The organism is Spirillospora sp. NPDC048823 (genome assembly GCF_043198445.1).
Taxonomy (GTDB): Bacteria; Actinomycetota; Actinomycetes; order Streptosporangiales; family Streptosporangiaceae; genus Spirillospora.
Genome location: NZ_JBICUT010000003.1, coordinates 484,010 through 497,946, shown reverse-complemented (window position 1 = coordinate 497,946; position 13,937 = coordinate 484,010). Strand labels below are relative to the sequence as shown.

The following is a 13,937-nucleotide window of genomic DNA, read 5'->3' as shown; positions in this document are numbered from 1 at the left end:
GCCAAAACGCCCGAATCTCCCGCATTTGAAAGTTTCGGACACGCGTGCGGGTGTTAAAAAGTGCCGTCATGGCGTAAGCAGAAGGTAGTGCCTTACCCCCGGCGTGAAAGGCGTGGCTGTGGTGTCCGCGGACTCTCCCCCCCACCCGTCTCCGCCAGGTCACGTCCTGCTGGCGCCCGACAGGTTCCCGGGAGCACTGACCGCGGCGCAGGCGGCACGGCACCTCGCGGCCGGGCTGCGCCGCGCCCGCCCCGGCGTCCCGCTGGTGGAGCTGCCGGTGGCCGACGGCGGGGAGGGCACCGTCGACGCGGCCCTGGCGGCCGGATGGCGGCCGGTCGAGGCCGAGGTGTGCGGGCCGACGGGCCGTCCCGTCACCGCGCGGCTGGCGGTGGACGGCCGCAGCGCGGTGGTCGAGCTCGCCGAGGCGTCCGGTCTGCGCCGGCTGCCCGGCGGCAAGCCGCGCCCGCTCGTCGCCTCCAGCCTCGGGACGGGGCAGCTGCTCGCGCACGCGGTGCGGCTCGGCGCCCGCCGGATCGTCCTCGGCCTCGGCGGCGGCGCCTGCACCGACGGCGGCGCGGGCCTGGTGCAGGGGCTCGGCGGGCGGCTGCTGGACGCCCTCGGCAAGGACCTGCCGCCCGGCGGGGCGGCGCTGCGCTCCCTGCACGCCCTCGACCTGCGCGGGCTTCCGGACATGTCGGGCATCGAGGTGGTGGTCGCGGGCGACTCCGCGGGGCCGCTGCTCGGCCGGACCGGGGCCGCCGCCGTGGACGGGCCGCGGCGCGGCGCCGGCCGCGACGAGGTGCGGCTGCTGGACGCGGGGCTGCGTCGCTGGGCCGACCTGGCGGAGGCGGCGTCCCGCACGGCGGCCCGCGACCTGCCCGGCGCCGGGACGGCGGGCGGCGTCGGGTTCGCCGCGCTCGCCTTCCTCGGCGCGACGATCGAGCCCGGCGCCGCGCTGATCCTCGACCTGCTGGGCTTCGCCGAGAAGGCGCGGGGCGCGCACCTGGTCGTCACCGGCGAGGGCTCGCTCGACACCCGCTCGCTGCGCGGCACCGCGCCGATCGGCGTCGCCCGCGCCGCCGCCCGCGCGGGCGCGCCCGTCGTCGCGGTCGCCGGGCGGCGCGGCCTCACCGGCGAGCAGCTCAGGAAGGCGCGCATCCAGGCGGCGTACGCGCTGGCCGACATCGAGCCCGACGCCGAGCGCCGTGTCCGCCGTGCCGGTCCGCTGCTGGAGCAGCTGACGGTCGCGATCGCCGACGAGTGGCTCCCCCCGGCACGCCCCTGATTCGGATCGCTCCAACGAACAATCGCCACTTCCATGACGGCGAACCGGTCAGCCGTTTACGATCTGGGGTGGCGGCGGAACCTGAGAACTCAACAGCGGCGCGAGGCGGACACGGCATGGCCGAAGAGCAGTACGACTGGGCTTCACTGGGAATCGACACCACCAAGCCGAGCATCGCCCGGACGTACGACGTGGTGCTCAGGGGCAAGGACAACTTCGAGGTCGACCGCGCCTTCGTGGCGGAGATCGTCAAGATCATCCCGGAGATCTACGACGTCGCCACCTACAACCGCGAGATCCTCGGCCGCGGAGTGCGGTACCTGGCCGGGGAGGCGGGCCTGCGCCAGTTCCTCGACCTCGGCTCCGGCCTGCCGACCGTGCAGAACACCCACCAGGTCGCGCAGGCCACCGCACCCGGCGCACGGGTGGTGTACATCGACAACGACCCGATCGTCCTCGCGCACGGGCGGGCGCTGCTCGCCGAGAACGCGCTCACGACGGTCGTCACCGCGGACGTCCGGCGGCCGGCGGAGATCCTCGCGCACGAGGACGTGCGCCGGCTGATCGACTTCGACGAGCCCGTCGGGGTGATGCTGGTCGGCATCCTGCACCACCTGCACGACGACGAGGGCCCGCAGCGGATCGTGGAGACGCTGATGGACGCCGTGCCGTCCGGCAGCCACCTGTTCGTCACGGCCTTCTGCGCGTCCAGCCAGGAGGCGGTGGACGCCGAGGCGCAGTACCAGGGGCTGCTCGGCACGGGACGGTTCCGCACGCCCGAGGAGATCATCCGCTACTTCGACGGGCTGGAACTCCTCGAACCCGGTCTCGTCCCGCTGCCGCTCTGGCGGCCCGATGGGGACGTCGCGGACGAGCTGACCGTCGGGCAGCGCCTCATGTACGGGGGCATCGCCCGCAAGCCGTAGCGCGCGGGATCCGGGCTTCCCGGCACCTCTCGCCCTGTGCGCCGTACCCGGGGCCGCCGTACACACAGGGCAGCCGTACTGGGCCCTCTTACACCATGTCATCGAGAAGGCCGATGCCTTGACATTGTGAGCATGGCCGGAGGGGGCCTCGCGCCGCACGCTGGAGGAGTAGACCCGTCGGCGTTGGCGGAGGAGCTCCCGTGAAGATCGGCGTCCCGCGCGAGGTCAAGAACCACGAGTACCGGGTGGCCATCGCCCCGGCGGGAGTGCACGAGTTCACCCGCCACGGCCACGAGGTGTTCGTCGAGCGGGGCGCCGGGCTGGGATCGGCGATCCCCGGCGACGAGTACGCCGCCGCGGGCGCGAAGATCGTGGACGGCCCGGACGAGGTCTGGGCCGAGGGGGAGCTGATCCTCAAGGTCAAGGAGCCGGTCGCGTCCGAGTACCATCGGATGCGCGCCGGCCAGGTCCTGTTCGCCTACCTGCATCTGGCCGCCTCCCGCGAGTGCACCGATGCTCTGCTGGCCGCCGGCGTCACCGCGATCGCGTACGAGACCGTCCAGCTGCCCGACCGCTCCCTGCCACTGCTGGCCCCCATGTCCGAAGTCGCCGGGCGGCTCGCCCCGCAGGTCGGCGCCTACAACCTGATGGCCTCCAACGGCGGCCGCGGTGTCCTGCCGGGCGGTGTCCCCGGCGTCGCCCCGGCCAAGGTCGTCGTCATCGGCGGCGGCGTGTCCGGCCTGAACGCGGCGCAGATCGCCGTCGGCATGGGCGCGGACGTGACGGTCCTGGACGTGGACATCGAGCGTCTGCGCCACATCGACGCCATCTACCAGGGCCGCCTCCGCACCCTCGTGTCCAGCGCCTACACCGTCGAGCAGGAGGCCCGCGCCGCCGACCTGGTCATCGGTGCGGTGCTGATCCCCGGCGCCAGGGCGCCCAAGCTCGTCTCCGGCGATCTGGTCGCGGGCATGAAGCCCGGTTCGGTCCTGGTGGACATCGCGATCGATCAGGGCGGCTGCTTCGAGGACTCCCGCGCCACCACGCACGCCGACCCGACCTACCGGGTGCACGACTCGACGTTCTACTGCGTGGCGAACATGCCCGGTTCCGTCCCCAACACCTCCACGCACGCCCTCACGGGGGTCACGCTGCCCTACGCCGTCCAGATCGCCGACAAGGGCTGGCGCCGCGCCCTGGAGAGCAACGGCGCCCTCGCCCGCGGCCTCAACACCCACGCGGGCGACCTCGTCTACGACCATGTCGCCGCCGCCCACGGCCTCCCGCACACCCCGCTCGCCTCGATCCTGGACTGACCGCGCGAGCGCATAGGGTACCCATGAGGGGAAGTCCCCCCAGGGGTACCCGGGCGTGCGCCCTCGGGAGATTGTGAGGACGGAGATGGCGACCAGCGAGACCCCCACCCGCGGGTACACCGCCACCAAGGACCAGCTGCAGACCCGGCTGGCCCGGATCGAGGGGCAGGTGCGCGGCATCGACCGGATGGTCGAGGAGGACCGCTACTGCATCGACATCCTCACGCAGATCAGCGCCGTCCAGGCCGCGCTGGACAAGGTGGCGCTCGGCCTGCTGGACGGGCATGTGCGGCACTGCGTGGCCGAGGGCGCCGAGGAGGGCAAGGGCGAGGCGATGTCCACCGAGCTGATGGCGGCCGTGGGCCGGCTGATGCGCCGCGGCTGACGGGTCACGCGCCGGCCGGCGCGTCCCCCCGGCCGTGCGCGTCCCCCGGGTCGTGCGGGTGGTGCCCGCTGAACGGGTCATGCGAGCCGGTGGCCTCGATGCAGTCGACCAGGGTCCGCCAGCCGTGCAGGAAGTGCGCTCGCTCGGCGGGGCCGAGCGCCTCCAGGGTCATCCGCAGGGGGCGCAGCCGGCGCCAGGCGAACCGCTCGATCGCCTCGCGGTGCGCCTCGCCCAGGCTGACGATCATGCGCCGGCGGTCCCGTTCGTCCGGGCGCCGCTCGACGAACCCGCCGCGCTGCAGTTCGCCGACGAGCTGGCTGACCGTGGCGGGGTTGAGGGCCATGTGCCGGGCGAGGACGCCGACGGGTGCCGGGCCGTGCAGGACGAGCGCCATCAGCGCGGTCATGTGCCGGGGGCCCAGTCCGACCGCCTTCACCCGGCCGACGAGTTCCCCGCCCTCTCCTTCCCCGCCCTCTCCGTGTGCGCCCGGTCCCTTCATGCCGCGGAACAACCGCCCCATGAGCTGGAGCATCGTCTCCAGGTCGGCGTCGATCGACGCATCGGCGGGACGCAAATTCTCGGACATACCTTGAAGTTCAACATATTTCGTGGTGCACTGCAAAATACCTTGAACTTCAAGGCGTTTCAGATTTTCACGATCGGGGACACGGGGCAACCGGAACCTCGGGGCAAGGGGGCGACATGACCGAAGGACCGTCCACCAAGGTGGCGCCGTCCGGCGACGCCTCCCGCGGCGACCGCCTCGACCGGCAGGTCATCCTGCTCGGCCTGGTGATCGTGTCGGGCAACGTGATGGCCATCCTGGACACCACGATCGTCAACGTCGCGCTGGAGACGCTCGGGCGCGACTTCTCCACCGGCCTGTCGACGATCCAGTGGGTCATCACCGGCTACATGCTCGCCATGGCCACCGTCATCCCCCTCACCGGCTGGGCCATCGACAGGTTCGGCGGACGGCGCGTGTGGATGACCTCGATCGTGCTGTTCGTCCTCGGCTCCGGCCTGTCCGGCGCCGCCTGGAACATCGAGTCCCTGATCGTCTTCCGGGTGCTGCAGGGCCTCGGCGGCGGCATGCTGATGCCGACCGGCATGGCCATCCTGACGATGGCGGCCGGAGCGCACCGGCTGGGCCGGATCATGAGCATCATCGGCGTCCCGATGCTGCTCGGGCCCGTCCTCGGCCCGGTGCTCGGCGGCTGGCTGATCGAGGACGTCGACTGGCGCTGGATCTTCTTCGTCAACCTGCCGGTCGGCGTGCTCGCCCTCGCGCTGGCCTGGTGGAAGGTGCCGCGCGGCCGCGGCGAGCACACCGCACCGGCGCTCGACTGGCGCGGCCTGATCCTGCTGCCGCCCGGGTTCGTGCTGCTGATCTACGGCCTGTCGACGGCGTCCAGCAGCGGCGGATTCGGGGAACCGGCCACGATCGCCTGGCTGACCGGCGGCGTCGTCATGGTGGGTCTGTTCGCGCTGCACAGCCTGCGGTCGCGGGAACGCTCCCTGATCGACGTGCGGCTGTTCACCGACCGGACGTTCGCGACGGCGGCGGCGGCGGTGTTCTTCGTCGGCATCGCACTGATGGGCTCGATGCTGCTGATCCCGCTGTACTTCCAGATCGGACGCGGCGAGGGCGCCCTCGCCGCGGGCCTGCTGCTGGCGCCGCAGGGCCTCGGGGCCGCGATGGCGATGCCGCTCGCCGGCGTGATCACCGACAAGTTCGGCGCCGGGCGGATCGTCCCGGTCGGCATCGCGCTGCTGGTGCTCGGCACCGTCCCGTTCGCCGTCGTGGAAGCGGACACGTCCTACTGGGTGCTCGGCATCGCGCTCTGGGTGCGGGGCCTCGGGTTCGGCTGCACGATGATGCCGACGATGTCGGCCGCGCTGACGACGCTGCGCCGCGCGGTGGTGTCGCGGGCCAGCAGCACCCTGAACATCATCGTCCAGCTCGGCGGATCGGTCGGGACGGCGCTGCTGGCCGTCGTCCTGTCCCGCGAGATCGGCGACCGGATCCCGCAGGCGGCCGGCGGCGGTGCGGGCGCCATCGGCCAGATCCCGGAACGGGCCCGCGAACAGGTCGCGCCGCAACTGGCGGACGCGTTCGGGTACACGTTCTGGGTCGCGCTCGCCCTCACCGCCGTGCTGATCGTCCCGGCGCTGCTGCTCCCCCGGCACGGCGCGCGCGCCGACGAAGCGCCGGACGCGCCGCCGATGGGGTGACCCGCGCGGTCCCGGACGGTCAGGACGCGATCGACCAGGTGGCCAGGTCCGCCTCGTGCCGGCGCGTGAGGCGCCTGGCCCGCTGGGCGTCCGGGGAGTACCGGAAGCGCTCGGGGACGACCTGCGACGTCCGGTACAGGCCCTTGAGCGTCAGTGTGGCGGCCAGGTCGGACGTGGGCAGCCCCGGCAGCCCGTACATGCGGCGGGCCCAGCGCGGCAGGGTCGAGACGACCAGCGTCCCGATGCCCGGGGCGGCGAGCTTCAGCGGCAGCATCTTGCGCGGGACGGCCGGGTTGAACATGCGGCGCATTCCGTCGCGGGCCTCCCGGCACGCCCAGATCCGCCGGCGCATCTCCTCGTAGTACTCCTTCATCTCCGCGACCGTGCCGGGCACGTCCGCGGGGTCGAGCCCGACGACGGCGGCCGCGCGGCGCTGCTCGTCCACGAACGCGTCGGCGTCGGCCGCGGTCAGCGGCACACCGGCGCGGCGCGCCACGTCCAGGTACGAGTCGACCTCGCCCAGGTGGACCCAGAGCAGGTTCTCCGGGTCGTCGACCGCGAACGTCTCACCGGTGCGCATGTCGAGGCCGGTCAGCTTGGAGTGCAGCTTGCGGACGCGGCGGCCCACCCGCTCGACCTCCGCCTCCGTCCCGTAGGTGCGGACGCGGACGAACTCGACCGTCCGGCCGAGCCGCGCCCAGGCCGCGGCCGGGTCCATGAGCTCGGAGTTCTGCGCGGTGCCCCACATCGACCTCGGATGCAGGCCCTGCAGCAGCAGCGCCCGGATCCCGCCGATGATCAGCACGGGTTCGCCCATCACGCGCCAGGTCACCGAGCCGGGCCCGAACAGCCCGTGGTCCGTGCGCTCCTGCGTGAGGGGCGATCGGCCCAACTCGTCGTGCACGTCGTACCGCCTTCCGTCGCCGCGGCCGGTACAGCACCCCGGCCGGGGTAACCGGAAACTTACCCTGATTTGACGCACATCACACGATCGGCCCTGCTCATCGCCGGTCCTTCCCGCCGGTCCTTCCCGCCGGACCTGCCGCCGTCAGTCCTGGTCGTCGTCGGCGATGGCCTCGTCGCGTTCGTCCGGCTCGGTCTGCTCGGTGACCCAGGCGAGGTAGTCCATGCTGCCGGCGACCACCGGCGTCGCGATGATCTCCGGGGTGTCGTAGGAGTGTCCCTCGGTGATGAGGGAGGCCAGCTCGTCGAAGCGGTCGGCGGAGGTCTTGAAGAGCACCATCCACTCCTCCGCCGACTCGATCTCCCCCTCCCACCAGTAGGTGCTGGCGATCGGGCCGACCAGCTGGGCGCACGCCGCGAGCCGCTCGGCGACCGCGGCCTTGGCAAGCTCGGCCGCCTCGGCGCGCGAGTCGGTCGTCGTCGTCACCTGCACGTAAGAGTGGGCCATGGCACGACTCCTTCCCTCTCCTCGCACCGGCTACCGCCGGGCCGGACGGACGACGAGGGCGCTGCCGCCGCCGCGCCGCGTCGGCTCCGCCACCGCCTGGACGAGCCCGGGCCGCAGGATCTCCAGTCCGGTGGCGGCGCCGATCACGCCCGCCGGCGGGCCGGCGAAGACCTCCAGGCGGTGTCCGCGTGCGGCCAGGTCCGCGCCGTAGGCGTCGATGAACGGCTGCTCGGCGAACACCTGCGGGGTGTTGCGCTGCGTCGCGCGCGGGGCGTTGAGCGCGGCCGGCAGGTCCATGCCGAGGTCGATGCGGTTGATCAGGATCTGCAGGACGGTCGTGATGATGGTCGACCCGCCGGGCGTGCCGAGGGCCAGCTTCGGGCGCCCGTCCTTGAGCACGAGCGTCGGGGACATGCTGCTGCGCGGACGCTTGTGGGGGCCGGGCACGTTCGGGTCGGGCGCCTGCCCGGGCGCGGGCGGCCGGAAGGAGAAGTCGGTCAGCTGGTTGTTGAGCAGGAACCCGCGTCCGGGAACGGTGATGCCGCTGCCGCCGAACTGCTCGATGGACAGCGTGTAGGACGCGACGTTGCCCCACTTGTCCGCGACGACGAGGTGGGTGGTCTGCGGGCCCTCGGGCGCCAGCGCCCGGGTCCGGGTGCCCGGCGGGACGCACGGCCGGTAGTCGCCGTCGGGCGAACCGGCGGCGACGGGCGCGGCGGCGGCCCGGCCCGGGTCGATCAGGCAGGCGCGCTCGCCGGCGAATCCGGACGACAGGAGCTCGTCCACGGGCACGTCCACCTTGTCGGCGTCGCCCAGGTAGCGGCCGCGGTCGGCGTAGGCGAGCTTGGTCGCCTCCAGGTAGTGGTGCAGGGCCGCGGCCGGGTCGCGCTCATCGAGCCGGAAGTTGCCCAGGATGTTGAGGGTCTCGCCGATCGTCGTCCCTCCGGACGACGACGGCGGCATGCCGTAGACGTCCATCCCCCGGTAGGAGACGTGCGTGGGCTCGCGCACCAGGGCGCGGTAGGCGGCCAGGTCGCGGGGGCTCATCAGGCCGGGGCGGACGTCGCGGGTCGCGTCCGGGTCGACCGGCGGGCGGGCGACCGTCCGCGCGATCTCCCGGCCGAGCCGTCCCTCGTAGAACCAGCCGGTGCCGCGCCTGGCCAGCTCGCGGTAGGTGTCGGCGAGGTCGGGGTTGCGGAAAACGGACCCGACGGCGGGGACCCGCCCGTCCGGCAGGAACAGCTCGCGGGTCGGGACGATGTCGCGGAAGCGCGCCGCGTTCATCGCGGTCTGGTCGTGGAACTCCCGGTCGACGACGAAGCCCCGGTCGGCGACCTTGATCGCCGGGCGCAGCAGGCGGCCGAGGTCGCGGGTGCCGAAGCGGCGCAGGGCGAGGTCCCACTGCGCGAGCGTGCCGGGCACGCCGACGCCGAGCCCGCTGGTGACGGCCTGGTCGAACGGGAGCGGCTCGCCGGTGGCGGGGTCGATGAAGGCGTCCTCCCGCATCCTCTCCGGCGCGATCTCGCGGCCGTCCAGGGCGTGGACGCGGCGCTCCTCCGCGTCGTAGTAGGTGATGTAGCCTCCGCCGCCGATCGCCGCCACGTACGGCTCGGTGACGCCGAGCGTGGCCCCGGCCGCGACGGCCGCGTCCATCGCGTTGCCGCCGCGCCTGAGCACCTCCAGCGCCGTCCGGCTGGCGTCCGGGTCGACCGTCGACACCGCGCCGCCGTATCCGGTCGCGACGGGCTGCTTGGCCGGGGGCCGCGGGTGTACAGGTGCGGCGGGAGGCGCGATCGGCGCGGCGGCCGCGGCGGCGGGGACGGTCAGGGACGCGGCGGTGGCGATCGCGGCCACCAGGGCCGTGCGGCGCGGGGCTCGGGGCGCGGGCGGCTTCGAGGGCGATGGGGAGCGGGACACCGGACCTCCAGTTGAACGCGGCGTCCCCACGGTGTCATCGATCTTCGTCCGGCGCCACCCGATCAAAGATCGTAAAGCGCTTTCTTTATTGGCCGTCCCGGGTATTTCGGCCGGAACGATCCATTGGAAACGGATTCGGTGTTCGCCCAGCGTGAGGACGGCGCTGCGCCACGTCGCCGCCCGGCGGCTACCAGGCGGTTTAGCATTATCCGCCAACAGATCGTTGGCACCGATCCGCCCGGAAACGTTGCGATTATGGTCATACCTGGTTAATTCTTAGGGACTTCAGCAGACCATCATCTCGCGATCAGCGGCGCGGGTTCAGCGTCCCCGGCCCCCCGGCCTGGGGGGAGAAATCTATGACCTGGGACATGCGCATGCGCAACAACATGTTCCGGCGGCTGCCGGTGGAGCGGGCGACCGGAAGGCTCTACGGCGGCCGGCACCGGCTCCGCGTGGTCTACCGGACCCGCGATCTCGTCGTGCTCGGCCTCGGCGTCATGATCGGCTCCGGCATATTCAAGATCGCCGGTGAGCAGGCCGCCGCGACCGCCGGGCCGGGCGTACTCGTGTCGTTCCTCATCGCGGGGGGCGTCTGCCTGCTGGTCGCGCTCGCGTTCGCCGAGCTTTCCTCGATCATCCCGGTGGCGGGCAGCGCCTACTCCTTCAGCTATGTCGCGTTCGGCGAGGTGTGGGCGTGGATCGTCGGCTGGGCACTGGTGATGGAGCTGCTGCTGGCCGCGTCGGTGCTGGCCCGGGTCTGGTCGCTGTACGCGGCGCAGGCGCTGAACGACTTCGGGGTACAGGTCCCCGGATGGCTCGGCGACCTGATCGGCCAGCAGAAGGGCCCCGACCTCTTCGCCCTCCTCATCCTGCTGCTGGTCGTGCTGATGCTCGCCACCGGCAGCCGGATGAGCCTGAAGACCCTGTGGTTCATGGTGATGGCCAAGGTCATCGTGATCGGGCTCGTCATCGCCACCGGGCTGAAGTTCTTCAGCGGCGGCAACCTCACCCCGGTCCTGCCGCCCGCGCGACCGGCGCCCGAGGCCGACCAGACGGTGCTGGACGCCATGCTCGGCGCGGTCGGCGGCGGGACCCCGGAGGTGTTCGGGATCTGGGGGCTCTTCGCGGCGGCGCCGGCCATCGCGTTCGCCTACATCGGATTCGACCTCATCGCGACCGCGTCCGAGGAGACCGAGGACGCCCCCCGCAAGGTGCCGCGCGGCATCATCACGGCCCTGCTCGCCGCCGTCGTGCTGTACGCCGCCGTGGCGGTCGCACTGGTCGGCATGGTCGGGATGGACGGCTTCGCCAAGCTCGATCCGGACAAGCTGCTGATCGCCGCGGCGTTCGACTCGGTCGGCGCGGGCGCGATGGGCAAGCTCGTCGACGTGGGCGTGGTGCTCTCCCTGACGACCGTCATCCTGGTCGTGCTGGTCAGCCTGACCCGGGTGATCTTCTCGATGTCGCGCGACGGGCTGCTGCCGCGGCCGCTGGCCTCCATGAGCCGCTACAAGGTGCCGTCCCGCGCCACGCTGCTTGCGGGCGGCGCGGCCGTGGTGACCTCGCAGACGATCGACGTGCTCACACTGGAGCAGCTCGTGGTGATGGGGACGCTGTTCGCGTTCCTGTTCGTCCCCGCCGCCGTGATGGCGCTGCGCCACTCCCAGCCCGACCTGCACCGCCCGTTCCGCGTGCCGGTGGCGCCGCTCACCGCCGTGGTGACGATGTTCGCGGTCGGCTGGCTGATGGTGAACCTGAAGGTCCAGACATGGGGCTACTTCGCGATCTGGATGGTCGCCGGACTGCTGCTGTACCTCGTCTACGGGCGCCGGAAGAGCCAGATGAAGCTCCTGCTGGACGAGCCTCCGCCCGAACGTCCCGTGGCCGCCCGGCTGGCCGCGCCGCCGCCGGGAGGCGGCCCGTTCCCGGGCCCGCCTCCCCCCGGTGGCGCCGCGGTCGCCCCCTACCCGCCCGGCGGAGTGCCGGCGGGCGGGTACCCGGGCCAGGGGACGGGATCGTGGCCGGGCGACATGCGTCCCGGGCCGTTGGCCCCGGAGAGCCCCTACCCGACGGGCCGCTACTCGACGGGACGGCAGCCGACCGGCCAGTTCGCCCGGGAGCCGGGCCGGCCCGAGCCGCCCGGCCCGCCAGCCGACCCGTACGGCATCGACCCGGGCGTCTCCGATCCGTACCCATCGGGCCCGTACGGTTCCGATCCCTACGGTTCCGATCCCTACGGGTCTGACCCGTACGGCTCCGATCCGTACGGATACGGCCCGCCCGAGGGCCGGCCGCCCCACGACGGGGAGCACCAGGAACCGCCTCCCGGCGGCGGACGGCACCGCCGCTGACGGGCCGACTACCGAAACTTTCGATTTGTAGAGTTCCGCCGAACGACGAGGGCGCCGCACCCGTTTCCCGGGGGCGGCGCCCTCGTCGCGTCCGGGACGGGCCGGGCGACCGGCTGGACAACGGCCACCGCCTGAGCTAGGTTACTCTCAGCATGAGATTGACTCATATTGAGACTTACTCGGAACGAGATCAGCTGGGAGAGGCGCGGATGTCCCCGGAACCGAGGCGCGACGAAAGCGAGTTCCTCGCGAACTACGACCCTCGCGACTACGACCCGGTCGCCGTGACGGTGGACGTGGTCGCCCTCACCATCCGCGACGGCGCGCTGCACGTCCTGCTGGTGCGGCGCGGAGTCGCCCCGTACGAGGGGATGTGGGCGCTGCCCGGCGGATTCGTCCAGGCGGGCGGGCCGCTCCAGGGCACCGGCGCCGAAGACCTGCCCGACGCCGCCGTCCGGGAACTCGCCGAGGAGACCGGCCTCAGCGCCAAGGGCGGCGTGCTCGGCCGCGTCCACCTGGAGCAGCTCGGCACGTACGGCTCCCCCGGGCGCGACCCGCGCATGCGCGTCATCTCCGTCGCCCACCTCGCGTTCGCGCCGGAGCTGCCGGACCCCGAGGCGGGCGGCGACGCGGCCGACGCGGCGTGGGTCCCGGTGGACGCGCTCGGCCTGTCCGAGTCCGGCGACCAGCGTCCGGGCACCACCCGCCGCCTGGCGTTCGACCACGCGCGGATCCTGTCGGACGGGCTGGAGCGGGCGCGCGGGAAGCTGGAGTACACCCCGCTCGCCACTGCCTTCTGCGGGGGCGAGTTCACCATCCCCGAGCTGCGCTCGGTGTACGAGGCGGTGTGGGGCGAGGAGCTGCACGCCGGCAACTTCCACCGGAAGGTGCTGTCGGTGCCCGGGTTCGTGGAGAGCACGGGCGCGACGTCCGACCGGGGCGGCCGCCGCGGCGGACCCCGGCCCCGGCTCTACCGGCCGGGCGACGCCCGCCTCCTGCACCCCGCGCTGCTGCGGCCGAGCAGGGAGGAGGACATCAGATGAGCGGCCGGGGAACGGACCTGGACGACGCGCTGGCGCGGCTCGACCGGGCGCGCGTCCCCGCGGACCTGTTCGGCGGCGACGCCGCGGAGGCGGCGCGGCGCTACCGGCGGCTGGCGCGGCTCGTCCACCCGGACGCGACCGGCGGGCGGACCCGCGACGCCTTCATCAGGCTGAACGCGCTCTGGCGCGGCTACAACCGGGACGACGCGACCCTGATCACCACGCGCCGCCACGCGTACCGGCTCGCCGGCGCCCAGATCGGCGGCGACCTCGCCGAACTGTACGGGGCGCGCCCGGACGGCGGCGGACGGGCGGTGCTGCTGAAGATGCCGCGCGACCCCCGTGACGGGGACCTGCTCGAACGCGAGGCCGTGGCGCTCCGCCGGCTCCCCAGGGACGGCGATGGGAGGTTCCTGCCGTACGTCCCGCGGCTGGTCGAGTCGTTCCGGCACCGGGACGCGTCCACCGGCGCGGAGCGGCGGGTCAACGTGGTCGCCGCGCTGGACGGGTTCCACACCCTGACCGCGGTCGGGAAGGCGTTCCCCGGCGGCGTCGACCCGCGCGACGCGGCATGGATGTGGCGGCGGCTGCTGGTCGGCCTGGGGTTCGCGCACCGCGCGGGCGTCCTGCACGGCGCGGTCCTCCCCGACCACGTGATGATCCACCCGGAGAGGCACGGCCTGGTCCTGGTCGACTGGTGCTACTCCGTTCCGGGCCGCGACGCGGCCACCGGCCCGGCCGGCCGCGTGCCGGCGATGGTGGACCGCCACGCGGACCTGTACCCGCCGGAGGTTCCGGGACGGCGGCCGGCGAGCCCGGCCACCGACATCTTCATGGCCACCCGGTGCATGACCGGCCTGATGGGCGGCAAGGCGCCCAAGGCGATGCGCGCGTTCGCCCGCGGCTGCCTGCTGCCCGCGCAGAACCGGCGCCCGTCCGACGCCTGGCGGCTGCTGGCCGAGCTGGACGAGCTGCTGGACGGGCTCTACGGCCCGCGGCGCTTCCGCCCGTTCCACCTGCCCCTCGCCCGCTGACACCCCTCGAAGACCCCTCCCACACCGAAGG

General features: G+C 73.1%; 12 protein-coding genes. 8 read left to right on the top strand and 4 right to left on the bottom strand.

The features are described from left to right. The first annotated feature begins 112 nt into the window (after positions 1–112). The 4 genes from ACGFK0_RS09890 (at position 113) to ACGFK0_RS09875 (ending at position 3,912) form a co-directional block, all read left to right on the top strand. Positions 113–1,285: a glycerate kinase gene (locus ACGFK0_RS09890; protein WP_392902403.1), complete on the top strand. Its 1,173-nt coding sequence runs from the start codon at positions 113–115 to the stop codon at positions 1,283–1,285. A gap of 116 nt (positions 1,286–1,401) precedes the next feature. Further along, complete coding sequence (locus ACGFK0_RS09885; protein WP_392902401.1) at positions 1,402–2,211, top strand: SAM-dependent methyltransferase; 810 nt, start codon at positions 1,402–1,404, stop codon at positions 2,209–2,211. A 200-nt stretch (positions 2,212–2,411) separates the two neighbouring features. Continuing rightward, entirely contained in the window at positions 2,412–3,527 is a 1,116-nt protein-coding gene (gene ald, locus ACGFK0_RS09880; protein ID WP_392902399.1) for an alanine dehydrogenase, read from the top strand. Positions 3,528–3,612: 85 nt separating this feature from the next. Further along, the gene (locus ACGFK0_RS09875; protein ID WP_089312530.1) at positions 3,613–3,912 is read left to right on the top strand and encodes a metal-sensitive transcriptional regulator; all 300 of its coding nucleotides are present in this window, start codon (positions 3,613–3,615) and stop codon (positions 3,910–3,912) included. A gap of 4 nt (positions 3,913–3,916) precedes the next feature. Here the strand turns inward: ACGFK0_RS09875 and ACGFK0_RS09870 are convergent, their stop codons facing one another. Beyond that, positions 3,917–4,498: a MarR family winged helix-turn-helix transcriptional regulator gene (locus ACGFK0_RS09870; protein ID WP_392902396.1), complete on the bottom strand. Its 582-nt coding sequence runs from the start codon at positions 4,496–4,498 to the stop codon at positions 3,917–3,919. Between the two features lie 116 nt (positions 4,499–4,614). On the opposite strand from ACGFK0_RS09870, the gene ACGFK0_RS09865 reads away from it, so the two are divergent. After that, positions 4,615–6,147: a DHA2 family efflux MFS transporter permease subunit gene (locus ACGFK0_RS09865; RefSeq protein ID WP_392902393.1), complete on the top strand. Its 1,533-nt coding sequence runs from the start codon at positions 4,615–4,617 to the stop codon at positions 6,145–6,147. 19 nt (positions 6,148–6,166) lie between these two features. Here ACGFK0_RS09865 and ACGFK0_RS09860 read toward each other — a convergent pair whose 3' ends face one another. The 3 genes from ACGFK0_RS09860 to ggt form a co-directional block, all read right to left on the bottom strand. Next, on the bottom strand, positions 6,167–7,051 hold the full coding sequence (locus ACGFK0_RS09860) for an oxygenase MpaB family protein (protein ID WP_392902391.1): 885 nt from the start codon (positions 7,049–7,051) through the stop codon (positions 6,167–6,169). Between the two features lie 144 nt (positions 7,052–7,195). Further along, on the bottom strand, positions 7,196–7,558 hold the full coding sequence (cutA, locus tag ACGFK0_RS09855) for a divalent-cation tolerance protein CutA (protein WP_392902389.1): 363 nt from the start codon (positions 7,556–7,558) through the stop codon (positions 7,196–7,198). 30 nt (positions 7,559–7,588) lie between these two features. Continuing rightward, positions 7,589–9,475 (bottom strand): gamma-glutamyltransferase, encoded by a 1,887-nt coding sequence (gene ggt / locus ACGFK0_RS09850; protein ID WP_392902386.1) that lies wholly within the window; start codon positions 9,473–9,475, stop codon positions 7,589–7,591. Between the two features lie 359 nt (positions 9,476–9,834). On the opposite strand from ggt, the gene ACGFK0_RS09845 reads away from it, so the two are divergent. The 3 genes from ACGFK0_RS09845 (at position 9,835) to ACGFK0_RS09835 (ending at position 13,906) form a co-directional block, all read left to right on the top strand. After that, positions 9,835–11,829, top strand: a complete 1,995-nt coding sequence (locus ACGFK0_RS09845) for an amino acid permease (RefSeq protein WP_392902384.1) — start codon at positions 9,835–9,837, stop codon at positions 11,827–11,829. Positions 11,830–12,038: 209 nt separating this feature from the next. Then, entirely contained in the window at positions 12,039–12,872 is an 834-nt protein-coding gene (locus ACGFK0_RS09840) for an NUDIX domain-containing protein (protein WP_392902381.1), read from the top strand. Further along, positions 12,869–13,906: a molecular chaperone DnaJ gene (locus ACGFK0_RS09835; RefSeq protein WP_392902379.1), complete on the top strand. Its 1,038-nt coding sequence runs from the start codon at positions 12,869–12,871 to the stop codon at positions 13,904–13,906. The genes ACGFK0_RS09840 and ACGFK0_RS09835 overlap by 4 nt, the downstream gene beginning before the upstream one ends. Positions 13,907–13,937 lie beyond the last annotated feature (31 nt).

What these genes read in the sequence shown, in the direction of transcription:
- ACGFK0_RS09875 (WP_089312530.1), top strand. Translation starts at nt 3,613, where the DNA reads ATGGCGACCAGCGAGACCCCCACCCGCGGGTACACCGCCACCAAGGAC.
- ACGFK0_RS09840 (WP_392902381.1), top strand. Translation starts at nt 12,039, where the DNA reads ATGTCCCCGGAACCGAGGCGCGACGAAAGCGAGTTCCTCGCGAACTAC.
- ACGFK0_RS09845 (WP_392902384.1), top strand. Translation starts at nt 9,835, where the DNA reads ATGACCTGGGACATGCGCATGCGCAACAACATGTTCCGGCGGCTGCCG.
- ACGFK0_RS09865 (WP_392902393.1), top strand. Translation starts at nt 4,615, where the DNA reads ATGACCGAAGGACCGTCCACCAAGGTGGCGCCGTCCGGCGACGCCTCC.
- ACGFK0_RS09885 (WP_392902401.1), top strand. Translation starts at nt 1,402, where the DNA reads ATGGCCGAAGAGCAGTACGACTGGGCTTCACTGGGAATCGACACCACC.
- ACGFK0_RS09870 (WP_392902396.1), bottom strand. Translation starts at nt 4,498, where the DNA reads ATGTCCGAGAATTTGCGTCCCGCCGATGCGTCGATCGACGCCGACCTG.
- ACGFK0_RS09835 (WP_392902379.1), top strand. Translation starts at nt 12,869, where the DNA reads ATGAGCGGCCGGGGAACGGACCTGGACGACGCGCTGGCGCGGCTCGAC.
- cutA (WP_392902389.1), bottom strand. Translation starts at nt 7,558, where the DNA reads ATGGCCCACTCTTACGTGCAGGTGACGACGACGACCGACTCGCGCGCC.